A 25,236-nucleotide genomic window follows, 5' to 3' on the forward strand; every position below is an offset into this window, starting at 1 on the left:
CGGGCCGGCCTCCTGAAGAGGGAGGCCCGGGGAACTCCACCCCTCGTCACTGCCTGGTGAACGTCAAGTAGTCGAGATTGAACGCGTCACCAAAACGCAGCTGGATGATGTGCTTGCCAGCCTCCAGGTTCACCTGCGTGCTCACCGTCGTATAGGTCTGCCACTCTCCGGTGTTCGGCACGGCGAGGGTGCCCACCTTCTTTCCGTCGAACAGGATGCGCAACGAACTGCCATTGGCCGTCTGCGTCGCGACCCGGGCGGACACGGTATACGTGCCGCTCGTCGCCACGTTCACCGTGTACTCCACCCATTCCGAGGAGCTCACCCAACCGACGTTGAAGCCTCCGCTGGGAATCGCGCCGACATCGACGCCCTCGTTCGGCCGGTACGCGCCGCCTTCGTTCTGCGGACTGCCATCGCTGTACGCGACGCCCTGGGCCCCGTTGTCGTAGTCCTCCGCCTGGATCTGTCCCGGAATCGCCAGCGGCGTGGCGAAGTGTGGCGTGCCGTGCTGCTTCGTCTGCTTGACCAGTTGGATCGTGCCGTCGCCGTTGTAATACAGCTTGTCGACGCTGACCGAGCGAAGCCAATCATTCCCCGACAGCATGCTCGTGTGGTAGAAGGCATACCACTGCCCCTTGTACTGCACGATCGAGCCGTGGTTCGTATAGCTGTCGGTGGAGTCGATGTAGATGCCACGATACGTCCATGGACCGAGCGGGCTCGTGCTCGTGGCGTAGCGCATGCGGTTGTGGTCGCCATTCTGATCGTAGTTGTCCGCGTACGACAGGTAGTAGAGCCCGTTCCGCTTGTGCACCCACGAGGCCTCGTGGAAGTCGACCAGGCCCTGCATGGTCTGCATCTGGCCGTCGATCTCCATCATGTTGGCCTTGAGCTTGCCCCCCTTGGCGATGCCTCCCCCGCCGTAATACAGATACGCCTGGCCATCGTCATCGACGAACACCGCGGGATCGATCAGCGACTCGAGTCCCTGGATGTATCCCTGCACGGTGAAGTTCGCGGCCGGCTGCGTGCTCGTCGCCACGCCGATCTTCCAGGTGTTGTTCCAGTCCGTTCCGCTGGGATGGGGGAAGTAGAAGTAATAGATGCCGTTCTTGTAGGCCACATCGGGCGCCCACATGAAGCCGCCCTCCGGCCTTCCCCAGGGCACGTTGGAGGCGCGCAGGATCTCGCCGTGATCGACCCAGTTGACCATGTCGTTGGTCGAGTAGACATGGTACTCGTCCATGAGGTCGGCACCGCGCGGTGGGGCGATGTCGTGCGATGGATAGACATAGAGTCGTCCGTCGGCCCAGACATGCGCCGAGGGATCGGCGGTGTACATGTTGCGGAAGATCGGGTTCTGTGGGTCGCCGACGGTCTGCGCGACCGCCGGGGACACGGCGAGCGACACGCCGGCGATCGCCAGCGACAGCATGCAACGCTTGGACATGGATGGCTCCTGATGGGAGCACGCCCGCTCCCGTAGACACATCCCTCTCTGGAGGGAATTACATGGTATTCCGGGTCAAACTGGATCTCAATGATAATCCAGAGCGGACCCCTGTCCTTCATCCACGAGTCGCCCGGCCACTCGTTGATGACGCATCTCGCCATCTCACAGGCTTCGCTCCCTCTTTTGGGTGATGTGTTTCCCGTGCTTTCGGGTGGTTTCCATCAAGGCCAGACACGCTACCCTGAGATGAGCGCGACGAATCCCAGCCCCTTGAACAGGAGGCGGCGCCAGCGAGGGCAGATGGGCACCCGGCGCTCGCCCGGGGCATTGGGGGTGGACGAGCGTCGCCGTGGTGGCTGGGGATGCCGTCGCTCATTCAAGAACAGCACATCCATGACGAGTTGGTTGAACCTCAGGCCACCCCGCTCCCGCCAGGGTTTCGAGCAGAGGAAGTAGAGGGACAGAAGGTGCCGAGCAGCATCGTCTGGGCGTCGTGGAACTTCGCGTGGGGAGACCAGTGCGGGTTGAAGAGGTGCGTCTCGTTCCAGTCCGCCCCGTAGGGTCCGATGAGGGCGAGGAGCGCGACGAGGGAAATGAGCCACCTGCCAAGAGGAAGTTTCATGGATCGAAGGAGTACGGAGGCGGGCGACGTCAGGGCCCCCATTCGAGTCCGACCATCAGGCGGTACTGGCGGTAGGCGAACGGGGTGCCGCGCAGCTGCGGGACGGGCACCACCATGTCCGGCTTGAACTCGAGCCAGGTGCTCGGTGCCACCCGGACGGCCGCGCTCAGGGCGCCCAGGCCCAGGTACGCCCCCACGGAGCCCATCGGCGCGCCCACCGCGCTGAACAGCAGCAGGCTCGTCCCCAGGTGCACCGTGGTGCGCAGCTCCACGCCCTCCACCTGCGTCCAGCGGTAGATGCCCGAGCCCACCAGGCTCAAGACCCCGGGCGCGAAGGGGCCGGAGAGCAGATCAATCCACGGGTTGAACTCCAGATCCACCCCCAGCGCGAGGTGGGCGAGCGGTGCCCAGCGGACGCCCGCGTCCGCGCTCAGGGCGGAGCGGTCGAGGGAGACGCCGGCCGCGACGTGGAGGCGGGGAGCGAACGTCTCGGGCGTCCCGGCGGGCGCGGCGGAGGGCAGGGTGGCTGCGACCAGACCGAACCAGAGCAGCAGGGGCCGTTTCATGGCCGTCCCCGGTGGCCCCCGCGGCGCTGCCGCTGGCGGAGCAGGCCGAGCCCCGCCAGGAGGGTGCCCGCGGAGAGCACGCCGGGCGCGGCGGCGCACCCTTCGGAGCGGGTGGGGCTCGTGGCGTAGCTCTCCAGCGCGCCGCACCAGTCATTGCCGATGGAGCACCCGGGCGCGACCTGGAGGTAGCCCTGGAGCACGGCGTCCGCCCGCGCCAGGCGCCCCTGACGTCCCCCGCTCCCGTCGGCCAGGGCGGCCAGCAGGTCGGCCGAGGCCTGGGTGGCCGCGGCCACTCGTGCTTGACCGGGCGCGTCCTCGTCCGTGCAGCGGTCGAAGGCCGAGATGTGCGCCCGGCCATCCCGTGCCGGGTTGTAGTCGGGGGCGAGCGCGGGGTCGACGTAGTTGAAGACGCTCCAGATCCGCCGCATGTCGGGCGAGCGGTAGATGTGGGTGAAGCTGTCCTGGAGCGCGTGAAGGGCGCGCCCGAGCCGGTAGGCGTAGCGCGGCAGCGGCACGAGCGCGCGCTGGTACTTGAGGGCGAGCTGGACCGGCTCGGTGGCGTCCAGGTCGACGGCCTCGGCGTCCCCCAGTGCGAGCGCCACCTGCTCCAGGATGGAGTCGTGACACGCCTGGGCGGCCTGGACGTCTCCGGCCGCGAAGTCCTGGTCCGACGTCCGCAGGCAGTGCTCGGGCTGCGAGGCGGGGGCGAGGTCCACCTCCACGTGCTCGGGCAGATCCGTGGCGGCGGCACCATGGAGGTCGTTGTCCCGGACCCCGGCCAGCATCGCCACCGTCCACGCGTCGCGAGCCGTCGGCAGGTGGAAGGGCAGGTTGTCCACGAGGACCTTCTGTCCGGCCGTCGGCGCGGGCGGCAGCGCTCCGTCCGGCCAGCCCGCCCGTGCCAGCGCGGCGGCGGTGATCCGCTCGTGGCAGCCCTCCGTCACCGGCGTCTCGATGGTGTACGCGCGGGCCGCGGTCGTACCGAGAATGAGGGCGGCCAGCAGCGTCGAAGCAGCCAGCGGAAGGTAGCGGCGGAGGGAGGGCACGTGTGGAAGCCGACGAGGCCAGACTGTACCACCGGGCGGGGATTGGGAGGAATTGGCCCCGGGCGCGAGCGGCTGTTCGCGGAGCAGGCCGCGCACCGGGCGGACAAGGCCCGGCGGGCAACCTTGATTGGAGGCGGCGGGAAGCGAACCCGTGAACAAGGCGATGGAAAACCCTAAGCAGGACGCGCTGTTACCCGCTATCGCCTTGATTCTCCTCGGATTCGTCATCCCGCCCCGTCCCGCCCCGTTCCCTCGCGTTCCACCCCTTTCCCCGCTGGCGGGGCACACTGGGGGCACATGCGCCCCACCTCCCCACCTGCATCCCTCCCCACGCCGGGCGGTGTGCGACTGGCGGGGCCCTCTGAACGTGCAGCTCGCTCCCCAGCTACCGGGGACCTGTGCCGGAGCTGCTGCGGCAGGGGGCATCGGCTTAGTTCGAGTTTCGCACTTTCTGGAGAGGATCAAGCCGCCGCTTGGGAGGAGCCCAGGAGGAGTAGGAGCGGTTTTTGTTGACCCTGCTCATCGCGCGGGGTCGTAGAAAATGCCGAGCGCAAACAGGCGTAGCGCAAGGTGGTGAGCATGTCGGCGAAGGAAGGGCGCACCTTGTGGCGGTACCAGGGGCGGAAGGGAGGCTCGTAGTGGGTGTGCCCTTCTCTGGCGAACCACAGCACGGTCAGGCTGTAGAGCAGCATGGCCATAGGAGCGGTTCTCCGCACCGCCAAGCGACTCCAACCCTGCGGCTCCTCGAAACCCAGGTGGCTCTTGCTTCCTTGGAAGGCTTCCTCAATGGACCCTCGTCCGGCGTACCCCTGCAACACCTCCTCCGCCGTCTGTGTGGAGACGGTGGAGTAGAAAGCTTGCACGGGACGATTTCCCGTCAGGGGCTCGACGACGACGACCTTGAGCAGACGGTTGGGAACGCTGTACCAATACACCAGCCCCTCGACGACACGCACCTTGTCTTGACGTCCATACAGTCGCAGCGTCAGGTGCCGCGCCTTCTGCTTCTCCAACATTTGTTCCGGGTTGGGCAAGCGAGGCCCACGCCGGCGAGGCCGACCCCGAGTCGTCGTCCGGCGCTCGGGGACAGGGGCGTGCAACCGGGCATCCACTGGCATTCGGCTGGTGAGGTCAAACCGGTCAGGTAGATGGGCCAGAACGCTCTGTCCGCCGTAGGCCGAGTCGGCATACACGTGAAAGCGTCGCTCGGGCACTCCCTTGCTCATGCACTTGAGCATTTCGACAGCCAGCTGGGGCCGCGTGCGATAAGTCAGGCGCCAGCGCGCTGCGGATTTGCGATTGAGATAAAGGCGGAAGAGGAGCGGCAGGCTGAAATAGCGGCCTGGAATACAAGGCAGTTGCACGCGCACGGCCAGCACGACCCACGAGTGCCCCCAGCTGAGGACAGCGCACTGGCGACTGCTGGCTAACGGGTCATGGTGCATGCCCGTGCCAAACATCTTCACGCCCCGCTTGCGCGCCAGGGTATCGTCCAGAGTGAGGGGCACTGCGCCCGGTTCAAGCAAGGGCCTGGCCAGGGCGAAGAGCGCCAGGCCCAATGCATCCAGGCTCCAGCGTGCGGTGGCGAAAACCCGGTAATAGGCCGAGTGGTGCTTGTCGCCCACGGCTCCAGCGGCCACCAGGACCCCCGTCAGAGTGCGGCGTCCAGCGAACAGCCAGCCTTTGACCACCGTCACCCACGAGGCCCGCGTGGGCGCGTTCATGGTGGCGCCCAGCGCCAGGAGCAATTGGAGGAAGGAATCCGGCAAGAACATGGTGTCCCCTTGGCGAGAGGGGACAGCCAGCTCGACTCGACGCTCCCCACCTCCGCCGTCAGCTTGCAGAGGATGACTTCTAACGTCCTGTGGCGCCTCTCGCCCCTACTGCTCGCCCTCCTGCCGCCAGCTCGCATGAGGAGCAGCCCACTCTTCAGCCCCTTCTTCTCTTCCTCTCTCAGCGCATCAAAAGTGCGAAACTCGAACTTAACGGCTGTGAGGGCGCAACCGGAGCGATGTCGGGGCCGCCAGTTTAGGCGCGAGCGGACTAGATGCCCCGTATCCCCCGGCTACGGGCAAGTGGTCGCCTGTCCCGGCACTGTCCGTTAGAGCGCGCCCGGCTGGCACCGTTACCGCCCTGGGAGCCCTCTACAAGCCCGAGCTGCGGCTGCGGCACCCTGGCCCCCTGCCGTGCCCCCGGCGCGCTCGTTCGTAGCTGTCGGGGCGCGCTGTCATGCTCCGACTGGCCCCACCAGGACCCGCTAGGTCCTAGCTCCAATGGAGGACCCGGCCATGCGTCTCCGAGCGTGCATCGCACTTCTGCTCTCTGTCTCCGCCTGCGCTACGTCAGCGCCGAGCCCGGAAGAGCCCGTGGACTGGGGCCCGAGGTATGCCAACCTCCAGCGAGCGGCAACGCTGCCTTGGACGGACGGGGGGCGGTGCGCCGTCCGCGAAGCTTCCGAGCCCTGGCCCGTGCTGGCGGAGCGGTGCTATCAGGCCCTCGACCATGACCGGATCGAGTTTCACGACATCACGGGAAGATGCGCGATTGCCTCTGCGGGGGCCGCTGCAATGGGGCTCGGAGTCTGCGTGCTGGCCGCACCGGAGATCATCGTGGGCGCGGTAGTTGTGGCGGGCGTGGTGGTGGTGGGCTTCGCGATCTCAGAGGCGCTGGAGGCTTACGAGAAGAGGGGCCGTCCCCAGGTTCGGCCGCCGCCTACGCTGCCGGTCCCGGAGACGCGGCCTGTGCCGGAAGCGCAGCCCGTGCCTGAAACGCGCCCCGTGCCAGAAACAAAGCCCGCTCCGCAGAAACCCTCGCCGAAAAAAAAGCCCAAGCCGGAGCCAAAGGGGCCGGATTTTTTCCCGCCTCTGGAGCCACCCGAGACTTCGGAGCGAGATCGCCGCAGGTGCGAGCCCATCCCAGTGCCGTACCATCTTGGCGGTAATAACCTACACAACAAGTGCGCCGACAGAATTCCGAACAACAGTTTCCCCGGCGGGGATGTGTTCGTGAATGGGAAGAACTTCGACGCGCTACAACTGGTCACGCGCACGCTCTGGGAGGTAAAAACTGATGATTTCGATATACACTCACCACATTCCCAGAGGTTTTTTGCCCGGATCAAATTGCCTGAAATACAAAGCGAGAAACGGCTCGCAGAACTCTGCGGTTATAACTTTGTCGTTGGCGTGAAAAGCGCCGCGCATAAAGCCGCTCTTGAGAAATTAGATCCAAACCTCAACATTGAAATCATGGACTGGTGCTGATATGGAGGTTTTCTCGGATGAACTTGGCATCATCGTTTATGCACCTGCTCTCGTGGGCGAAGATAGGCGGACTCTCGCTATCATTCATGGAATGGAGGGCGCACTTCCCGGCTTGCGGCTGGGTTGGACGCTCTCTGAGAAAGAGGAGTTCATTGCACTGCCTCATCGCGATGAGTGGGTCACTGCAAACAAGATAGACGGCGGGTTTCCGTTCCTTTGCAACGATGACAAAAACCGCCCGGTGACGCTTACGGGGTGGGAGAACCCGAACGGGCTTGCCGCAAGGAGCCCGCCGCACTTTGAAATCCATGGATCGCTACACCTGGACGAAGCCGGCATTGCAGCGGCGACGAATGTGCTAGCGGCCATCGGGGAAGGTGCTTGTGCTTTCTGGGGGCACGCAACGCCGTCCAACGCGGCTGTTGAGATTTCGCGGCAGACCAGAGATCCGGTTCGTAAGCCGGGAATCCCGCCACGGGGGCTACCAGTGCTCAAGCTCGCAGAGCACATGCGCTCGCCTGAGATTCCGCATCGCCTCGGATGGCTGAACTACTGGTCGGCTGCTGCCGCACGGGCCATCGGCTTCCCGGAACCCGCCCTCGACGCGGAGCTGCTGTCACGCGCACGGCGTACTGCGACGGGCGGGTGGGTTGTCAGGCTCACCGATGCGCCGCTCGACCTGGACAACCCCGCTCACCTGGACGCGCTCAAACGGGCCTACGAGCGCTTCCCGGAGATTGGCGGACGCTCCACGCCTTGAGACTCGGCACGGCTCGCGCTGGCCATACTCAGGGCCCCTTCGCTTTGCCCTCGGGGAACTCGACGTCCCCAAGGGTGAAGGTGCGCGGCCCCTGTGCTTCCCATAGCTCGAGGGTGCAAGGGGCAGCCGAGCTGCGCGCGCGCCCCCTCGATGTCCTGTTGTTCGTCACGCGCCGCATCTTGGAGCGGATGAGCGGCAGGGGCTCAGTAGCTGCCCTTGAGCGAGACGCTCGCGTACGTGCTGTAGGCGCGCAGCATCACGTAGATGCGGGTGGCCGTGGTCCTCGCCGCGATGGAGCACGTCTCGGCGTTGCCCGTTTTGTACGGACGGCAGTCATACGAGGACGTGGTCGGAGTGGAGCCCGCCTTCACATACAGGTCCACGTCACCCGTGCCGCCGCTGAGGGCGAAGGTCGAAGCCACGCCGGCCGGGACGTCCAGGTAGTAGAAGGTCTCGGAGCCCGTGGCGCCCGACAGGCCCGTCTTCGCCACGCCGTTGGTCAGCGGGCTGGCCGGCGGGGGAGGCACCACCGCGCCCACGCCCACCGCGGACCAGGCCGCCGTCACCGCCGCCACCTCGGCTGTACCGGTGCCGTGGAGCATCGTCGCGGCCTGCTCGGTGTAGATCTTCGCCTGGGCGAAGGTGGTGGACGGCGTGAAGATGTCCCGGTTGGCCTTGTAGAAGATGGCGCCCGCCTTCTGCACTCCAATGCCCGGTACGACGGTGGTCGACTTGCCGCGCGGGTGTGTGCCGCCCGTGGACAGCAGCTTGAACGCCAGGTTGGCGATGCCCGAGCTGTAGTGCACGTCGTTGCTGCCGGCGCTGCTCGTCCAGAAGTCGAGCGAGGCTCCGTCCAGCGCCGGGTCGTACATGTAGCGGAGCGCGTCACCCGCGGTGGCGGGCGTCCAGACGTCCTCGCCCAGCTTCCACACGTCCAGGTCCGTGGACCAGTTGCGCGTCCAGCTCTCGCAATAGGCGGCGAAGATGTCGCTCACGCCCTCATTGAGGCCCCCGGATTCGCCCGCGTAGACGAGGCCGGAATCGGTCTCCGTCACCCCGTGGGTGAGCTCGTGGACGATGACATCCAGATCGTTGCACACCGGACCACTGTTGACGCCATCTCCGTCACCGCAGACGAGCTGGGTGCCATCCCAGTAGGCATTCACGTAGTTGTGGCTGTAGTGGACGGTGACGCGTATCTGCACACCCGTGCCGTTGATCCCATCGCGCCCGAAGTTGTCATAAAAGCACTTGTAGAAGATGCCAATGTTTTCATAGACCTTGTCCACGGCGGAGTCACCGGTGGCCGCCTGGCCCTCGCTGCGTTTGAGGGTGCCGGGCAGCGAGGTGCCGTTGTTGGCCGAGTACACGGAGCGGTTGAGCGCGTCGTGGATGTCCGAGGTGCGCTCCACGACGGAGCCGTCGAGGGCATTGACGAAGACGTGATCCTTCACGGGCTTGCCCTCGTGCCTGCCCATCACGAGGGTCTCGAAGGCCAGCTTCAACCGCCCATCCGCACGGGAACGCACGTAGACGAGCCGCGGCGTCTCCGTGGAGACTCCTCCGGGAGTGCTCTCGAGCGCCACGACACGCGCGGCCTCGGAGGAGATCCGGGCGCGGGAGGTGAGCGGCTCGCCATCGCGGGCCGAGCCATTGGCGGCGTAGATGCGGCCCTCGTCATCCACGTGGACGACCAGTTCGTGGCCCACGACCGGCAGCCCGTTCTTCGTCTGGGCATAGCGGAGATGGGTATGGCCCTGCTCGTCCACGGAGAGCTGGCGCACGACGAGGTCCGCGGCATTCAGGCGGAACATGGGCGAGATGCCGGCCAGGGCCGAGTTGACGAGCGCGTGGGCGTCCCGGGCCACGAGCCCCCGAGGCGACAGCGCGGTCGAGCCGAAGTTGCCGCGAACCATGTACGGAACGCCGTTCTCGTGCGTGCCGAGCACCTGTGTCGAGGGGAAGGCCGCGAGGGCCGCCTGGATGTCTTGGGTGGAGCCGAGGTCGGTGGCGTCGACCTTCGCCTCACCGGCTGAAGGGTCCAACGGTTCCGTGCCACAGGCCGTGAGCGCGAACGTGACACAAGCTGCGAGCATTCGGGTACGCATCCAGGTCTTCCTCCCCATCGACGGCGGCATGCTGTCGAGCCGGAAGAGCATGAATGCGAGTCAGACATTGAAGCAAGGCGAGCGCTGGAAAAACAGGCTCACGGCCCTTGTTGCTTCCGGAGCTACACTCGCCAGCCCTTGGCGTCATGCGGCTCTCCCGAGAGGCGCTCCAACCATTCGCCCCATGCGTATCGCGCCGGAGAGCAGAAAGAGGACCCCTCCTCTGGCACCGTCCTGCGAAGCTGGGACCATGGAACGCTTCGTCGAGGTCGCCGAGGGAGTCTCGCTCTGGGTCGAATCACGAGGTCCAGAGGATGCACCCGCCGTTCTGCTCATCATGGGCTCCACCGTCTCGGGACGGGTGTGGCCCGATGAGCTCGTCGAGCGCCTGGCCCGGAAGCACCGGGTCATCCGCTATGACCACCGGGACACGGGCGCGTCCACCTGGGCCTTCGACAGGGTTGCCTACTCCGCGGCCCGGATGGCCGAGGACGCGCTGGTCATCCTCGATGCGCTCGGCATCGCACGCGCGCACGTCGTGGGGCTGTCGCTGGGAGGCTTCCTGGTGCAGTGGCTCCTGGTCGCGCATCCCGAGCGGCTGCTCAGCGCGACGGTCATCGGGGCGCCCGCCCTCGAAGGCGCTCCCGCCCGCGCCAACGCGACGGCGCGAGCCCCCATCGATCCGGACCTGTACGCGTTCTGGAGCCATATGTTCGAGCCGCGCGACCGCGAGGCGCAGATCGAATGGCGGGTCGAGAACTGGCGCAGACTCAACGGGAGGAAGATTCCCTTCGACGCCGAGGAGTTCCGCGCACTCGAGCGGCGCCTCATCGCCCACGCTGGCCGTCATGACACCTCGGATGCTCACGCGCGGGCCGACTCCTCCGGACTGGCTCGGGGGGCGGAGCTCGTTCACGTCACCGTGCCCACGCTCGTCATCACCACCCCGGAGGATCCCACCAATCCCGAGTCCAACTCGCGGTTCCTCGCGGAGACCCTGCCGCGCTCGACCCTCGTGACCATCGACGGGATGGGGCACACGATTTCACGCGCGGTCGTCCCCCCGCTCGCGGCGGCGCTCCTGAACCACCTCGAGACCGTGGAGGGCCTGGCCGGTTGACGCGGGAGGAGCCCTGGGTGGGCTAGGCCGCTGCGTTTGTCGGCTTCTGCTCTCGTGCCGCTCGCCGGAACAGCAGGGCGGATGCGAGCCACAGCGTGGCGAAGAAGCCCGTCGGCAGCAGCAGGTCGTTCGGCCGGATCGGCTCACCGGCGCCAGCGCCGCCAATCAGTGCGATGAGGGCCACCACCACCTGGGCGAGTGCCATGGCGCACAAATCGCGCGCCATGCCAGCCGGATGGAAGCGCGCGATGATGGCTCCGATGATGCCAACGGCGAGCACTCCGCCAAACATCAGGTTGGCGTCATTGTCCTCGCTCCCGATGATCCCGACGGCGGCGTTTGCCCAGACGAGAAGAAACGCGCCCGCGAGCGCAACGCCGACGGCGGCGCGGTAGGCGGCGCTGCCGCTCTTCCTCGCCAGCAACTCATAGGTGCCGCCGACACCGAGCAGGAGCGCGCCGAAGAACGCGAAGTCGGCCCCGTCCCACTTCACCTCATCGGTGAACTGCATGGCGACCAGTGGCAGCAGCATCAGCACCCCGGCGCCTGCCCAAGCGAAGATCCGCGGTCGCCGCGTGCGCTGCCCGTGACCCTGTTCATAGACGTCTGCCATGTCCGTGCCTCCGTGAAGGTTGGCAAAAGCTAATGCGCCCCATGCCGCGGATGAAGCGATGCTTCGGAGGAATATTCGTGCAGAACCCGTGCAGGCCGTGGGCGCCTCGGTGGAGGCGCCGCCCTCGCCATGTCGAGCTTTTACCTCAGGAAGGCATTGTTCTCGCTGAACCGCTGATGGTGCCAGAAGGGGTAGGCGGGGGGCGTGGCGCTCGCCGCGTCGAGCTTCGCCACCTGCTTCGGGGTGAGGTTCCAGCCGAGCGCGCCCAGGTTCTGGCGCAGTTGCTCCTCGTTGCGTGCGCCGATGATGACGTTGGCGACCGTCGGCCGCTGCAGCAGCCAGTTGATGGCCACCTGCGGCACCGTCTTGCCGGTCTCCGCCGCCACCTCGTCGAGCGCATCCACGACCCGGTAGAGGTGCTCCTCGGGAATCTGGGGGCCGCCCGCGGCCGTCTGGGCGTTCTGGAGCCGGGTGCCCTCGGGCAGGGGCTGGCCGCGGCGGATCCTGCCCGTCAACCGGCCCCAACCCAACGGGCTCCAGGCGACCGCGCTGACCTTCTGATCGAGCCCCAGCGGCATCAGCTCCCACTCGTAGTCGCGCCCGACGAGCGAGTAGTACGCCTGGTGGGCCACGTAGCGCGCGAGGTTGTGGCGCTCCGACACGGCCAGCGACTTCATGAGGTGCCAGCCCGGGAAGTTCGAGCAGCCGATGTAGCGGATCTTCCCGGCGCGCACGAGGTCGTCGAGCGTGTTGAGTGTCTCCTCGACGGGGGTGATGGGGTCGAAGCCGTGGAGATGGAAGAGATCGATGTAGTCGGTGCCCAGACGGCGCAGGCTCCCCTCGACCGCGCGGATCAGGTGGTAGCGCGACGAGCCCACGTCGTTGGGACCGGGGCCCGCGCGGAGGGTGGCCTTGGTGGAGATGATCGCCCGCTCACGGCGGCCCTTGAGCGCCTGGCCAAGGATCTCCTCGGCCATTCCGCCCGAGTACACGTCGGCCGAGTCGAACATGTTCAGCCCGGAGTCGAGTGCGATGTCGACGAGCCAGGTGGCCTCCTTCACGTCACTGCTGCCAAAGCCCTTGAAGAACTCGTTGCTGCCTCCGAACGTCCCCGTGCCGAGACTGAGGACGGGAACCTTGAAGCCCGAAGCGCCGAGTTGTCTGAATTCCATGGAGGAGACCTGCTTGTTGGGGCCCGCGTTCGTGCGGAGCGGCCCCCACGCTACCCAAGCGAACGGGGAGGACTCCAGGGCACGGGGTAACCCACCGCGGTCGTGGGGAATACCCGTGCCGTCATGGCAGACTCGCGCACCATGCGACTTTCCCACGCGCTGACCCTGTCACTCACGGCCCTCGCGACGCTCGCGGCCCATGCCGCGGCGCCCGCCGCCCCCTCGCTGCCGCCGGGCTACTGGCCCGAGGAGAAGGTGGCGGAGATTCTCGCCAAGACGGAGGAGGTGCGGCTCGCGCCCGACCTCTCGCGCCTCACGGCCGACGAGCAGGCGGCGGTGAAGGAGCTGCTCGAGGCGGGACAGATCCTCCAGGGACTCTATGAGACCTCGCGCCATCACCAGGCGCTCGCCTCGCACGCGAAGCTCCAGGCGCTGGACAGGAAGCTGGGCAGCCCCAAGCGCACGCAGGAGCTGCTCACTCTGTACCGGCTCTACCAGGGTCCCATCGCGAGCACGCTGACCAATGCGCGCGAGCCCTTCCTGCCCGTGGACCCGCAGGTGCCGGCGCGCAACGTCTACCCGCCGGACGCCACACGCGCGGAGGTGGACGCCTACCTCGCCGCGCACCCCGAGCAGCGCGAGTCCCTCCTGGGCGAGCTGACGGTGGTGCGCCGCGCCACCACGGACAACCTGCGCCAGGATCTCAAGGTGCTCCAGGCGCACCCCGTGCTGGACACGCTGCACCCCGGGCTGCGCGAGTCGCTCCAGGTGCGAGCGAAGCAGCCGGATGCCAAGGCGCTGTATGCGGTGCCGTACGCGGTGGCCTACGGGCCGGAGATGGTGAAGGTGTACGGCCTGCTGATGCGCGCGGCGGAGCATGTACGGGCGAGCGACGAGGAGCTGGCGCGCTACCTGCGCAACCGCGCGCGCGACATGCTCAGCAACGACTACGAGAGTGGCGACGCCGCGTGGGTGACGGGCCGCTTCAAGAAGCTCAACGTGCATTTCGGTGCGTATGAGACGTATGACGACGCGCTCTACGGCGTGAAGGCCTTCTACGGCGTGTCCGTGCTGCTGCTGAACGAAGACGCCACGCGCGAGCTGCGCAAGCGGCTGAGCGGCCTGCAGGGCGTGGAGGACGCGCTGCCCTACACCGCGAAGAAGCAGGTTCGCGAGGACATCCCCGTGGGCGTGTACGAGGTGGTGGCGGACTTCGGCCAGGCGCGCGGCACCAACACGGCGACGATTCTTCCCAATGATCCGCTCTACTCGCGCCGCTACGGCCGCACCATCCTCCTGCGCGAGAACATCATGAGGAACCCGGAACTCTTCGCCGCGGACGAGCGCATCTGGCGCACCGCCACGGTGGACGCGCACGCGAAGGATCTCACCTCCGAGGGCAACTTCCAGCGCACGCTCTGGCACGAGGTGGGCCACTACCTGGGGCCGGACCGCGACGCGAAGGGCCGCACGCTGGACGTGGCGCTGGAGGACTACGCGGACGCCATGGAGGAGATGAAGTCGGACCTGGTGAGCCTCTTCGCGCTGCACGCCTTCAACAAGAGCGGCTCGTTGGACGCCGCCAGCCTGCGTGCCGTGCAGGCCTCGGGCATCCGTCGCACCCTGCAGAACGTGCGCCCGCGCGAGGACCAGCCCTACCAGCGCATGCAGCTTTTGCAGTTCAACTGGTTCCTGGACCACGGCCTGATTCGCGCGGATCCGAAGACGGCGCGCCTCACGATTCAATACGACAGGTACGTGGACACCGTGGGCTCGCTGCTCGAGGAGGTACTCGCGCTCCAGCACGCGGGCGACAAGGCAGCCACCGCGAAGTTCTTCGAGCGCTGGAGCACGTGGACGCCCGAGCTGCACGACGTGCTCGCCGCCCGCATCCGCGAGGCGCAGGGCGCGCGCTTCCGCGTGGTGCGCTACGGAGCACTGGGCGAGAAGTGACGGGGGAAGCATCGGCGGAGGCCGCATCGGGTCCTCCCTGGGCACGACGCAAGGGGCCCGGGCCAGCCCCCTGAAGAGGGAAGCCCGGGGCCCTTGACGTGGGCCCGGGCGGGGAGCTTGGTGGTAGCGCTGCCCCCGGTCATGGGGTAAGCGTGCGGGCACCCTACCCGGTAGGCGGTTGAATCCAGTCACCCGGACCCGTAAACCCACCTCGTGAGCGACGCCCCCCATCCCTCGCAAGCGTTGAGCGAAGTCCTCGAGGATCTGCGCCGTCACCTCCTCTGGCAGCAGGAGGAGGGTGGCCGGTTCCTCCAGGTGGACGCACGTGTGGCAGCGGAAGCACGCGCCGCGGGTCTCCCCCGGCCAGCGGCCCTGGCGCGCCCCCCGGTGGCCAGCAAGCCCGCCCCCGCGCCCCAGGCGCCTCCCCCGGCGGCCCCTCCGCCGCCCCCTCGCGCAGCGGCCCCCCAGGCCGAGCGCCCTCCGGCTCCGCGGCTCCTCACCCCCGCGCCGCCCGCGCTCATCGAGGTGCCGGCCCAGACGCGTCCGTACGCGGGCGCGCTGCCGGGCGTGGTGGACGGCGAGCGGCCCCTCCTGGACGACATCCGGCGCGAGCTGGGGGACTGCCGCCGGTGCAAGCTGTGCACGGGCCGCAAGAACATCGTCTTCGGCTCGGGCAACCCCCGCGCGGAGCTGGTGTTCGTGGGCGAGGGTCCCGGGGAGACCGAGGATCAGCAGGGCGTGCCGTTCGTGGGCGCCGCGGGCCAGCTGCTCACGAAGATGATCGAGGCGATGGGCTACCGCCGCGACGACATCTACATCTGCAACGTGGTGAAGTGCCGGCCGCCGAACAACCGCAATCCCGAGTCGGACGAGGTGGCGGCGTGCGAGCCGTTCCTGCGCGCGCAGCTCAAGTCCATCCAGCCCAAGGCCATCGTGGCGCTGGGCAAGTTCGCGGCGCAGACGCTGCTGCGTGACACCACGCCCATCACCCGGCTGCGCGGCACCTGGCGCCAATACGAGGGCATCCAGCTGATGCCCACCTTCCACCCGGCCTACCTGCTGCGCCAACCGGCGGAGAAGCGCAAGGCGTGGGAGGATCTCCAACAAGTCATGAAGTTCTTCGGCAAGCCATCCGGGCAGCGCGGCTGAACCCAGGATGGGCTTGTTCCGGGAGGGGACGCACATGAAGGGAGTACTCGAGACGCAGGAGATGCACTCACCGGCGCTGGAGGGCAACCCGCTGGGAGATCCGGCGCGGCGGGCACTGACGGTGTACCTGCCACCCGGTTATGCCGCGGGCACCCGCCGCTACCCGGTGGTGTACTTCCTCAACGCCTATAGTGGCAGCGGCAGGACGTGGACGAACTTCTCGCCCTTCTCGCTGAGCGTGCCCGAGCGGCTGGACGCGCTCGTCGCGGCGGGCGCCATTCCGCCCGTCATCGGCGTGTTCCCGGACGGGTGGACGTCGATGGGTGGCAGCCAGTGGGTGAACAGCGACGCCATCGGCCGCTACCGTGACTTCCTGGCCAAGGACGTGCTGGGCTTCGTGGATCGCACGTACCGCACGCTGCCCAAGGCGCTGTCGCGCGCGGTGGTGGGCCACAGCTCGGGCGGCTACGGCGCGCTGGTGATGGGCCGCTACCACCCGGATCTCTTCTCGCACCTGAGCGCCCAGTCGCCCGACGCCTACTTCGAGTACTGCTACCTGCCGGATCTGCCCAAGACGGCCTCGGCGCTGCTCAAGGCGGGCGGGGTGGAGGCCTGGTACACGAACTTCGTCCAGCGCTCCCGGGAGACCAAGGCGCGCAGCGAGGACTTCACCATCATCAGCGCGCTGGCCATGGCCGCCGCCTACTCGCCCAAGAAGGGTGAGCCGCTCAACCTGGAGCTGCCCTTCGACACGCAGACGGGCCGGCTGCGGCCGGAGGTGTGGAACCGCTGGCTCGTGCACGATCCCGTGCGCTTCGTGCCCAAGTTCGTGGACGCGTTCCGCAAGATGAAGACCGTCTTCATCGACTGCGGCACGCGCGACGAGTTCAACCTGCGCTGGGGCGTGCGGATGATCGCCGAGGACTTCAAGAACGGCGGCGTCGAGGTGACCCACGAGGAGTTCGAGGACGGCCACATGGGCGTCAACTACCGCTTCGAGCGCTCGCTGGCGGTGATCGGCCAGCGGCTCGTGCTCGACTAGCGGCGCGCTCAATCCAACTCAGCACAGGCAGGAGGCACATCGATGTTTGGCTCGTTGTTGATGGCGGTGCTCATGGCCGGGGAGCCGGCGGAGCTCACGAAGCACGAGGTGAAGACGCTCACGCTGCAACTGCCCTCCGACTGGACCCAGTCCGAGGCGGATGGCACCCAGCGCTTCGCCGACCCGTCGGGGGATGCGTACGTGCTGGTGGACGTGGGCGCCGTGCAGACCGCGGGCATGAAGCCGCAGGTGTGCCTGGAGAAGATCCTCACCGCCATGGGCGGCAGCGAGGGCTGGAAGCCGCTCAAGCTGGGCAAGGCCCCGGCGGCGCGGCGCGTGGACTCGGACACCACCCCGGATGGGGCGGAGTCGGTGCGCACGGTGACGTACGTGGGGTGCGACGGGAAGACGACCTGGTCGCTCGTCTTCCACATGGACAGGAAGGAGCGGGAGCAGTTCGATCCGCTCGTGGAGAAGATCGCGGGCAGCGTCGCGTACACCAAGGCCGCGCCCGCGAAGAAGGGCAAGTAGGCCTCACGCGGGAGCGGGGCAGCGCATGGACACGCAGCTTCAGGGCAAGGGCGTCCTCGTCACCGGGGGCGCGGGTGGAATCGGCAGCGCGGTGGTGCGCGCCTTCGCCGAGGAGCAGGCGAAGGTGGCGGTGCACTACCACCAGAGCGCGGACAAGGCGGAGGCCCTGGCGCGGGAGCTCGGCGGCGTGGCGCTCCGGGCGGACCTCACCTCGGAAGCCGACGTGGACGCGCTGGTGCCCGCGGCGGTGAAGGCCCTGGGCCGGCTGGACGTGCTGGTGGCCAACGCGGGCGTGTGGCCCCCCGCGGACGAGCCCGTGTGGAAGATGCCGCTCGCGCGCTGGCGCCGCACCCTGGCGGAGAACCTGGACAGTGTCTTCCTGAGTTGCCGCGCCTTCCTGCGCCACGTGGAGACGACGGGCTCGGGCAACATCATCCTCATCGCCTCCACGGCGGGCCTCTTCGGCGAGGCGGGCCACTCGGACTACGCGGCCGCCAAGGGCGCGCTGGCCAGTGGTTTCCTCAAGAGCCTGAAGAACGAGCTGACGCGCATCGCTCCGCTCGGCCGGGTGAACACCGTGTGCCCCGGCTGGACGGGGGTGGAGCGCCACCAGGACAAGCTCACCGACCCGGTGTTCATCAACCGGGTGACGCGCACCATGCCCCTGCGCAAGCTGGGCCGTCCGGAGGACGTGGCCCGGGTGGTGGTGACGCTCGCGTCCGATCGCGTCTCTGGCCACGTCACCGGCGAGGTCATCACCGTGGCCGGCGGCATGGAAGGCCGCGTCCTGCACGAGTCCTGACGCCCCGCCTCACGCCAGGGGGCCCGGAGTCGTCAGCACGGCCTGCTCGCGCTCGCGGGTGACGCGCATCGCCAGCCCCAGGGCGAACATCAACAGCAGCGCGGCGCACAGGAAGGGCGCTCCGGGCTGATGGATGGCGCGCTCGGGGGCGATGGCGTACGCGAACGTCTGCGTGAAGAGCCCGGGCCCCATGAGGCCCGCGATGCCCAGGAGGCTGGAGAGCGCGCCCTGGAACTGACCTTGCTCGGAGGGCGGGATGCGGCTGGTCATCAGCCCCTGCGACGCCGGCGAGAAGAACCCCCACAGGGCCATCACCGGAATGCCGAGCCCGCAGAAGAGCGTGGGGGAGGGGGCCAGCGCGTAGACGGAGAAGCCCACCGCGCCGAACACCAGCCCCATCATCAACGTGCGCCGCTCGCCCAGGCGTTTGACCACGGGCCGCACGAGGCCGCCCTGCACCACCAGCGAACACAGGCCCGAGCCCGCCAGCGCGAGCCCCACGGCGCGCTCGTCCCAGCCGAAGCGGTAGCCCGCGTACAGCACGAACACGCTGGGCAGCGCGATGTGGGCCAGGTTGTTGAGGAAGTGCACGCTCACCAGCCCCAGCACCTCGGGGGTGGCGCGCAGCCGCAGCAGGGCGCCCACCGGGTTGGCCCCGCTCCAGCGGAAGGGCTTGCGCTTCTCGGGCGGCAGGGACTCGGGCAGGACGAACAGTCCGTACAGGGCATTGAGCAGGCTCAACCCGGCCGACACCCAGAAGGGCAGGCGCGGATCGATTCCCCCCAGCAGCCCGCCCAGTCCGGGCCCCAACACGAAGCCCACCCCGAACGCCGCCCCGAGCATCCCGAAGCCCGCGGCGCGCTTGTCGCTCGGCGTCACGTCCGCGATGTAGGCGCTCGCCGTGCTGATGCTCGCCGCGGTGATGCCCGCGATGATGCGTCCCGCGAACAGCCAGCCCACCGTGGGCGCCCAGGCCATGAGGATGTAGTCCAGCCCCATGCCCACGTTGGACAGCAGGATGACCCGGCGGCGGCCGTAGCGGTCCGACAACGCCCCGAGCACCGGCGAGAAGACGAACTGCATGAGCGCCCAGGCCGTGGAGAACACGCCGAAGAGCTGGGCCGCCCGGCTCGTGTCCCCGTCCATGAAGCCGACGAGGAGCTTGGGCAGCACGGGGATGATCATCCCCATCGCCAGGATGTCGAGCAGCACGGTGATGAAGATGAAGGCCAACGCGGCACGGCGTGGGGCCCCGGATGCGAGGGGAGCGGTCATGGGCGCCCCCGTCCTATCACTTCTGATCGTTTCCATGCTCGGCGGGGCACCCATCTTGCGAAGCCTCGGCGGGGGCGATACAGCTAGGAGCGTGATTGCCCGGTTCGCCGCACTCCTCCTCGCCCTGCTCATCTCGGGGCAGGCCGCCCTCGCGGGCGGAAGTGAGCGGGTGTGCCGCTACACCGGCCGTCGCGTCGCCCCATGCGCGGCGTGTCCCGGCAAGAAGCAGGTACAGGACGCACGGCTGCTCGCCCAGGACTGCTGCGAGCTGCGCCAGGGTCATCCCGTGGACATGGCTGGCCGCCTGCCCTTCGTCGACGCGCAGGTCCAGGTCCACTGGGTGGAGCTGCCCGAAGGCATCGACTGGGCGGCTCCCTCGCCTCCCGAACAGCCGGGGCTCCGCTTGCGCTCCGGGCACGACCCGCCTCCGCGCGAGCGGTTGTTCCTCTCCCTGCGTCAGTTGTTGATTTGAGCCGGTCTCCGACTCCGTCTCCGTGAGGGCCTCGCGCCACTCCGGACACGCGAGGCGTGCTTCCAGAAACCGTTGCTCAACCCATCTCTTTCGCGGAACACATTCCATGTCTCTTTCGATGAAGCTGCTGACCGGCGCCCTGGCGCTCGGTCTGTCCGCGTGCGCCCTGGGCGCCGCGGAGCGTGCCCCTTCCTTGCTGGATCCCTCCAACCCCGCGGCGTCCGAGTCCCCCATGCGGGCCATGCTCGCCCTGCACGGCTCGCCCGCCGCCGCTCCTCCTCCCGCCACGCTGTCCCAGGCCGAGCCCCCCCCGGATGCCGGAACGCCGTCCAAGGATCTCTACGTGTGTCCCATGCACCGGGACGTCACCTCGCACGAGCCGGGACGCTGCCCGAAGTGCGGGATGAAGCTCGTGCTCCAGGCCCCTCCCGCGCCGAAGGAGAGCGCCTCCCGGGAGGCGCCGGCGCCGGGCGCGTCCTCCATGCAGGGTGGTTCCCCATGAACCGCCTCCTGCTCACGGCGGCCGTCTGCCTGTCCGCCATGGGCTGCGCGACGATGTCTCCCGAGCGGGGACACGCGGAGCTCGGAGCCCTGGTGCAGGAGCGGGTGCAAGTGTCCACGGGCTGGGAGAAGGGCACGCCTCCGGCCGAGGCCGTGCGCGAGCGCGTCCACGCCCTCCTCCAGGAGGGACTCACGCGCGAGGAGGCCGTGCGCCTGGCGCTCGTGAACAACCCGGGGCTCCAGGCCTCCTACGAATCGCTCGGCGTCTCCCAGGCGGACATGGTGGAGGCGGGGCTGTTGCGCAACCCCACGCTGGGCGCGGCGGTTGGCTTCCCGAACACGCCAGGTGTCGGCCCCCGCCTCGAGTTCTCCCTCGTGCAGGAAGTGCTCGATCTCTTCATGCTCCCGGCGCGCAAGCAGATCGCCCGGCAGCAGTTCGAGGCGGACGTGCTGCGCACCGCCCATGAGGCGCTGGCCGTGGTGGCCGAGACGCGCGAGGCCTATACGGCGGTCCAGGCGGCCGACAAGCTGCTGCGCTACCAGACGCAGCTCGTGGCCGTCTTCTCGGCCGCGGCCGAGCTGGCGCGGATGCAGCACGAGGCGGGCAACATCCCCGAGCTGGATCTCTCCCTCGCGCGCGCCGCCTGGCAGGAGGCCCGCGTGGGCCTCGCCCGGGAGGAGCTGGCGCTCGTGGAGAGCCGGGAGCGGTTGAACCGGATGCTCGGGCTGTGGGGCGGGGACACGGAGTGGACCGTGAGCGAGCCCCTGCCCGAGCCGCCCGCCGAGGAGCCCTCCCTGGAGCACCTGGAGCGGCTCGCGATCGAGCGCCGCCTGGACATCGACGCCGCGCGCAAGGACGTGGCGTTGATGGAGAAGGGCGTCTCGCTGGCGCGCGGCTCGCGCTTCTTCGGCACGGTGGAGGTGGGCGTGGACGCCGAGCGTGAGTCGGACGGGCTGCGCCTCATCGGCCCGAGCCTCGTGTTGGAGCTGCCCCTGTTCAACCAGCGGCAGGCTCTCATCGGCGGGCTGGAGGCGCGGCAGCGCCAGGCCGAGCGGAAGCTGGCGCAACTGTCGGTCGATGCCCGCTCCGAGGTGCGGCAGCGGAGGGCGGCGCTGCAGACGGCACGGCGGTTGGTGGAGCACTACAAGATGGAGTTGTTGCCCGTGCGCCGGCGGGTCGTGGAGCAGTCGCAGCTCCAATACAACGCCATGGTGTTGAGCCCGTTCCAACTCCTCGAGGCCCGACAAGAGGAGGTGCGGACGTATCGGGAGTACGTGGAGACGCTGCGGGATTACTGGAACGCCCGGAACGCCCTGGAGAACGCGGTGGGTGGCCGGCTGACGGACGACGTGGGAGAGAAGCGATGAGCGAGACGAAGGGATTGAGCCGGCGGCGCTTGCTCGTCGCCAGTAGTCTGGGCATGGCCGGGACCACGCTGTTGTCGGCCACGCGGGCGCGGGCCCAGGAGCCGTTCTCCGGGACGCCGGCGCGCGAGGGCTCGGCGGCGGACACGGGCAGGCCCCAGGCGAGCGGCAAGCACCTGCCCCCGGGGCGGCCCGGTCGGGACTACACGCCGGTGGTGGTGCCCAACGGGACGAAGCTGCCCTGGAAGCTGGTGGACGGCGTGAAGGTCTTCCACATGGTGGCCCAGGAGGTGGAGCACGAGTTCGCGCCGGGGCTCCAGGCGCGGTGCTGGGGCTACAACGGCCGCGTGCATGGTCCGGTCATCGAGGCGGTGGAAGGCGATCGCGTGCGCTTCTACGTCACCAACCGGCTGCCCGCGCCCACCACGGTGCACTGGCACGGGCTGCTCCTGCCCAATGGCATGGATGGAGTGGGGGGCCTCAACCAGAAGGCCATCGCCCCCGGCGAGACGTTCAAGTACGAGTTCACCCTGCGTCAGTCGGGCACGCTGATGTACCACTCGCACCACGACGAGATGACGCAGATCGCCCTGGGCATGACGGGCATGTTCATCGTCCACCCCCGCCAGCCGCCGCGGGGGCCGAAGGTGGACCGGGACTTCGCGCTGATGCTGCACGAGTGGCGCCTGGACCCGGGGGCCCGGCGGCCCAACCCCAACGAGATGACGGACTTCAACCTGCTGACGATCAACGGCAAGGCCTTCCCGGGCACGGCGCCGCTGGTGGTGAAGAAGGGACAGCGGGTGCGCATCCGGCTGGGCAACCTCGGCCCCATGGACCATCACCCCATCCACCTGCACGGCTACCAGTTCCGCATCACCGAGACGGACGGGGGCCGCGTCCCCGAGTCCGCGCAGTGGTCGGACACCACGGTGCTGGTGCCGGTGGGCAGCACGCGCGGCATCGAGTTCGTGGCGGACGAGCCCGGGGACTGGGCGATGCACTGCCACATGACCCACCACGTGATGAACCAGATGGGGCACGGCATGCCCAACCTCATCGGACTCAAGCCCGAGGGCTTCGACGAGAAGGTGCGCGAGCTCCTGCCGGACTACATGACCATGGGCCACACGGGCATGGGGGAGATGGAGGACATGGGCATGGCCGTGCCGGCCAACAGCATCCCCATGGTGGGCGGCAAGGGCCGCTACGGCGGCATCACCATGGGGGGCATGTTCACGGTGCTCAAGGTGCGTGAGCAACTGGACGGCTACGGAGATCCGGGCTGGTACGACAACCCGGTGGCCACCCTGGCGAGCACCGCGCAGAAGGCCGACATGCTGCGCGACGGCATCGACGTGAACGCCGACCCCGGCTTCACCGACGGCGGCGCCTGAGCCGCCATCCCCTCACTTGCCGAGGAACCCGAGCAGCGCCTCGTGCCACTTCTCGGGGGCCTCCAAGTGGGGGATGTGCCCCACGTTGGGGATCTCCACGAGCGTGGCGCGGGGGAAGGCCTTCGCGGCGCGCCGGCCCATCTCCGGGAACTGGCCCAGCTTCGTCAGGGCCTCGGGCGACACGCGCGCCCGGCCAATCGTGGTGCGATCCGCCTGCCCGATGACGAGCAGCACCGGCGCCGTCACCTGCGGGAACTCATGCACCACCGGCTGCTGGTAGATCATCTGCTCGGTGGCGGCGGACACCCAGGCCAGCCGCGGGTACTCGCCCCCGAGCGTCTGGCGGTAGATGACCTGGACATACTCATCGTACTCGGGACGCCACGTGACGTAGTACGTCTTCTGGTACTTGCGCACCGACTCCTCGGTGGTGTCGAGCTGGCCCTTGTAGAGCTCCTCGGTGGCGCGCCAGGGCACGAGGACGCGGTAATCCTCCAGGCCGAGGGTATTCTCCAGGACGAGGTGCGTGGTGGTCTCCGGGAACAGGAGCGCGAAGCGCGTGGCGAGCATGCCGCCCATGGAGTGCCCCACGATGGCGGCCTTGGAGACTCCGAGCTTCTCCAGCACCCGCTTCGTCTGGGCGGCGAGCAGGTGGAAGCTGTAGTCAATGGCCGGCTTGGAGGACTTGCCGAAGCCGAGCAGATCCGGCACCACGACGCGGTAGCCCCCCTGGCCGAGCGCGCGAATGGTGTCGCGCCAGTAGGCGCCGAAGAAGTTCTTGCCGTGGAACAGCACGACGGTGCGCCCGTTGGCCTTGCCGCTCGGGGGCACGTCCATGTAGGCCATGCGCACGTCCTGGCCCTGAACGGTCAGCGGGAGGAACTGGACGGGGGCGGGGTAGGCGTAGCCCTCGAGCGCGATGCCGAGCGGCTCGGGGGCTTTCTTCTCCTGGGAGAGGGCGGGCAGGGCACACAGCAGCAACGCGAGGGTGAACACGGAGCGGATCGCGGAGGTCATGCCCGAGGAATACCGCCTCGGTGGGCTCTTCGAGCACGGAAGCGTGATATCGCGTGGATCCGGTCTTCAGTGTTCAACAAGGAGCCGTCATGGGGACGGAGTGGAAGCGCGGTATGGATCTGCGTGCCTACAACCGTGAGGCCTGGAACCGCCAGGTGGCCAAGGGGGATCGGTGGACGATTCCCGTGGGACCCGAGGTGATCGCCGCGGCGCGCCGGGGGGATTGGAGCGTGGTGCTCACCCCGTGCAAGCCCGTGCCGCGCGAGTGGTTCGGTTCGCTGGCGGGCAAGGACGTGCTGGGGCTGGCGAGCGCGGGCGGGCAGCAGTGTCCGGTGTTCGCCGCCGCCGGGGCACGCGTCACGGTGTTCGACAACTCGCCCGCCCAGCTCGCGCGGGATGCCGAGGTGGCCGAGCGCGAGGGCCTCGGCATCCGCCGCGTGGAAGGCGACATGAGCGACCTGTCCGCCTTCGCGGACGAGAGCTTCGATCTCATCTTCCATCCCTGCTCCAACTGCTTCTCGCCGGAGATCCGCCCCGTGTGGCACGAGGCCTTCCGGGTGCTGCGCCCCGGTGGCGTGCTGCTCGCGGGCTTCTCCAACCCCATCGTCTTCCTGTTCGACCCGGAGTTGGACAAGCAGGGTGGGCCGCGGCTCAAGTACCGCATGCCGTACTCGGACGTGGCGAGCCTCACCGACGAGGAGCGGCGCCGCTACACCGACGAGGGCGAGCCCCTGTGCGTGGCGCACTCGCTGGAGGATCAGATCGGCGGGCAGCTCGACGCGGGCTTCCTGCTCACCGGCTTCTACGAGGACAAGCACTCCGAGGGAGATCGGCTGTCGGAGTACCTGTCGGGGTTCTGCGCCACCCGGGCGCTCAAGCCCGCCACCCGGTAGCGGGGACGTCGCGGGGAAGAGGCCCCGCCAGCCCCTCCAGGAATAATCCCTCCCCGCGGCGTACCAGCGGTGGGGCGGGGAGTTCGGGACCCCTGGAGGATGACGGCATGAAT

The 25,236-nt window shown here is 68.4% G+C and carries 23 protein-coding genes; 13 read left to right on the forward strand and 10 right to left on the reverse strand.

The features are described 5' to 3' along the window. Positions 1–46: 46 nt before the first annotated feature. From D187_RS39330 to D187_RS39350, 5 genes are all read right to left on the reverse strand, one after another. A complete protein-coding gene (locus D187_RS39330) occupies positions 47–1,453 on the reverse strand; it encodes a family 43 glycosylhydrolase (RefSeq protein ID WP_002623853.1) in 1,407 nt (468 codons plus the stop codon). 415 nt (positions 1,454–1,868) lie between these two features. Beyond that, complete coding sequence (locus D187_RS55965; protein ID WP_002623851.1) at positions 1,869–2,078, reverse strand: DUF6640 family protein; 210 nt, start codon at positions 2,076–2,078, stop codon at positions 1,869–1,871. Between the two features lie 29 nt (positions 2,079–2,107). Continuing rightward, positions 2,108–2,644: a hypothetical protein gene (locus D187_RS39340; RefSeq protein ID WP_002623850.1), complete on the reverse strand. Its 537-nt coding sequence runs from the start codon at positions 2,642–2,644 to the stop codon at positions 2,108–2,110. Further along, positions 2,641–3,690, reverse strand: coding sequence for a hypothetical protein (locus tag D187_RS39345; RefSeq protein ID WP_002623849.1), 1,050 nt, complete (start codon positions 3,688–3,690; stop codon positions 2,641–2,643). The genes D187_RS39340 and D187_RS39345 overlap by 4 nt, the downstream gene beginning before the upstream one ends. Before the next feature lie 461 nt (positions 3,691–4,151). Next, a complete protein-coding gene (locus tag D187_RS39350; RefSeq protein ID WP_002623847.1) occupies positions 4,152–5,465 on the reverse strand; it encodes an IS701 family transposase in 1,314 nt (437 codons plus the stop codon). Between the two features lie 513 nt (positions 5,466–5,978). Here D187_RS39350 and D187_RS53280 point away from each other — a divergent pair. Together D187_RS53280 and D187_RS39355 are read left to right on the forward strand one after the other, a co-directional pair. Continuing rightward, the gene (locus tag D187_RS53280; protein WP_076606322.1) at positions 5,979–6,953 is read left to right on the forward strand and encodes a DUF6310 domain-containing protein; all 975 of its coding nucleotides are present in this window, start codon (positions 5,979–5,981) and stop codon (positions 6,951–6,953) included. 1 nt (position 6,954) lies between these two features. Further along, positions 6,955–7,713 carry a DUF5953 family protein gene (locus D187_RS39355; RefSeq protein ID WP_043433729.1) on the forward strand — a complete coding sequence of 253 codons (759 nt, stop codon included), beginning with the start codon at positions 6,955–6,957 and terminating at the stop codon, positions 7,711–7,713. 203 nt (positions 7,714–7,916) lie between these two features. On the opposite strand, the gene D187_RS39360 is transcribed toward D187_RS39355, so the two are convergent. Next, entirely contained in the window at positions 7,917–9,821 is a 1,905-nt protein-coding gene (locus tag D187_RS39360) for a M4 family metallopeptidase (protein ID WP_020918582.1), read from the reverse strand. Positions 9,822–10,071: 250 nt separating this feature from the next. Here D187_RS39360 and D187_RS39365 point away from each other — a divergent pair, with 250 nt between their 5' ends. Further along, positions 10,072–10,941, forward strand: coding sequence for an alpha/beta fold hydrolase (locus D187_RS39365; protein ID WP_002623844.1), 870 nt, complete (start codon positions 10,072–10,074; stop codon positions 10,939–10,941). 22 nt (positions 10,942–10,963) lie between these two features. On the opposite strand, the gene D187_RS39370 is transcribed toward D187_RS39365, so the two are convergent. Together D187_RS39370 and D187_RS39375 are read right to left on the reverse strand one after the other, a co-directional pair. Continuing rightward, complete coding sequence (locus D187_RS39370; protein WP_043433730.1) at positions 10,964–11,554, reverse strand: hypothetical protein; 591 nt, start codon at positions 11,552–11,554, stop codon at positions 10,964–10,966. A gap of 140 nt (positions 11,555–11,694) precedes the next feature. Continuing rightward, positions 11,695–12,726, reverse strand: a complete 1,032-nt coding sequence (locus tag D187_RS39375) for an aldo/keto reductase (RefSeq protein WP_002623842.1) — start codon at positions 12,724–12,726, stop codon at positions 11,695–11,697. Between the two features lie 141 nt (positions 12,727–12,867). On the opposite strand from D187_RS39375, the gene D187_RS39380 reads away from it, so the two are divergent. The 5 genes from D187_RS39380 to D187_RS39400 all read left to right on the forward strand — a co-directional run bounded on the left by D187_RS39380 (position 12,868) and on the right by D187_RS39400 (position 18,203). Beyond that, on the forward strand, positions 12,868–14,679 hold the full coding sequence (locus tag D187_RS39380; protein ID WP_245591934.1) for an NUDIX hydrolase: 1,812 nt from the start codon (positions 12,868–12,870) through the stop codon (positions 14,677–14,679). A 213-nt stretch (positions 14,680–14,892) separates the two neighbouring features. Next, on the forward strand, positions 14,893–15,828 hold the full coding sequence (locus D187_RS56865; RefSeq protein ID WP_020918583.1) for a uracil-DNA glycosylase: 936 nt from the start codon (positions 14,893–14,895) through the stop codon (positions 15,826–15,828). Between the two features lie 34 nt (positions 15,829–15,862). Further along, positions 15,863–16,870, forward strand: a complete 1,008-nt coding sequence (locus D187_RS39390) for an alpha/beta hydrolase (protein ID WP_043433945.1) — start codon at positions 15,863–15,865, stop codon at positions 16,868–16,870. A 42-nt stretch (positions 16,871–16,912) separates the two neighbouring features. Then, positions 16,913–17,401 (forward strand): hypothetical protein, encoded by a 489-nt coding sequence (locus D187_RS39395; protein ID WP_002631203.1) that lies wholly within the window; start codon positions 16,913–16,915, stop codon positions 17,399–17,401. A 25-nt stretch (positions 17,402–17,426) separates the two neighbouring features. Continuing rightward, complete coding sequence (locus D187_RS39400; RefSeq protein WP_002631202.1) at positions 17,427–18,203, forward strand: SDR family NAD(P)-dependent oxidoreductase; 777 nt, start codon at positions 17,427–17,429, stop codon at positions 18,201–18,203. Between the two features lie 9 nt (positions 18,204–18,212). On the opposite strand, the gene D187_RS39405 is transcribed toward D187_RS39400, so the two are convergent. After that, positions 18,213–19,478 (reverse strand): TCR/Tet family MFS transporter, encoded by a 1,266-nt coding sequence (locus D187_RS39405; protein ID WP_002631201.1) that lies wholly within the window; start codon positions 19,476–19,478, stop codon positions 18,213–18,215. A gap of 91 nt (positions 19,479–19,569) precedes the next feature. On the opposite strand from D187_RS39405, the gene D187_RS39410 reads away from it, so the two are divergent. The 4 genes from D187_RS39410 (at position 19,570) to D187_RS39425 (ending at position 23,213) form a co-directional block, all read left to right on the forward strand. Beyond that, a complete protein-coding gene (locus D187_RS39410) occupies positions 19,570–19,950 on the forward strand; it encodes a hypothetical protein (protein WP_002631200.1) in 381 nt (126 codons plus the stop codon). A 106-nt stretch (positions 19,951–20,056) separates the two neighbouring features. Next, complete coding sequence (locus D187_RS39415; RefSeq protein WP_002631199.1) at positions 20,057–20,452, forward strand: heavy metal-binding domain-containing protein; 396 nt, start codon at positions 20,057–20,059, stop codon at positions 20,450–20,452. Then, a complete protein-coding gene (locus D187_RS39420) occupies positions 20,449–21,819 on the forward strand; it encodes a TolC family protein (RefSeq protein WP_002631198.1) in 1,371 nt (456 codons plus the stop codon). The genes D187_RS39415 and D187_RS39420 overlap by 4 nt, the downstream gene beginning before the upstream one ends. Further along, complete coding sequence (locus D187_RS39425; RefSeq protein ID WP_002631197.1) at positions 21,816–23,213, forward strand: multicopper oxidase family protein; 1,398 nt, start codon at positions 21,816–21,818, stop codon at positions 23,211–23,213. The genes D187_RS39420 and D187_RS39425 overlap by 4 nt, the downstream gene beginning before the upstream one ends. A 12-nt stretch (positions 23,214–23,225) precedes the next feature. Here D187_RS39425 and D187_RS39430 read toward each other — a convergent pair whose 3' ends face one another. Then, entirely contained in the window at positions 23,226–24,230 is a 1,005-nt protein-coding gene (locus tag D187_RS39430; RefSeq protein WP_002631196.1) for an alpha/beta fold hydrolase, read from the reverse strand. Between the two features lie 113 nt (positions 24,231–24,343). Between D187_RS39430 and D187_RS39435 the strand changes: the two genes are divergently transcribed. Next, positions 24,344–25,123 (forward strand): class I SAM-dependent methyltransferase, encoded by a 780-nt coding sequence (locus D187_RS39435; RefSeq protein ID WP_020918584.1) that lies wholly within the window; start codon positions 24,344–24,346, stop codon positions 25,121–25,123. Positions 25,124–25,236: the final 113 nt, after the last annotated feature.

Source organism: Cystobacter fuscus DSM 2262 (genome assembly GCF_000335475.2).
In the GTDB taxonomy this organism is placed as follows: Bacteria; Myxococcota; Myxococcia; order Myxococcales; family Myxococcaceae; genus Cystobacter; species Cystobacter fuscus.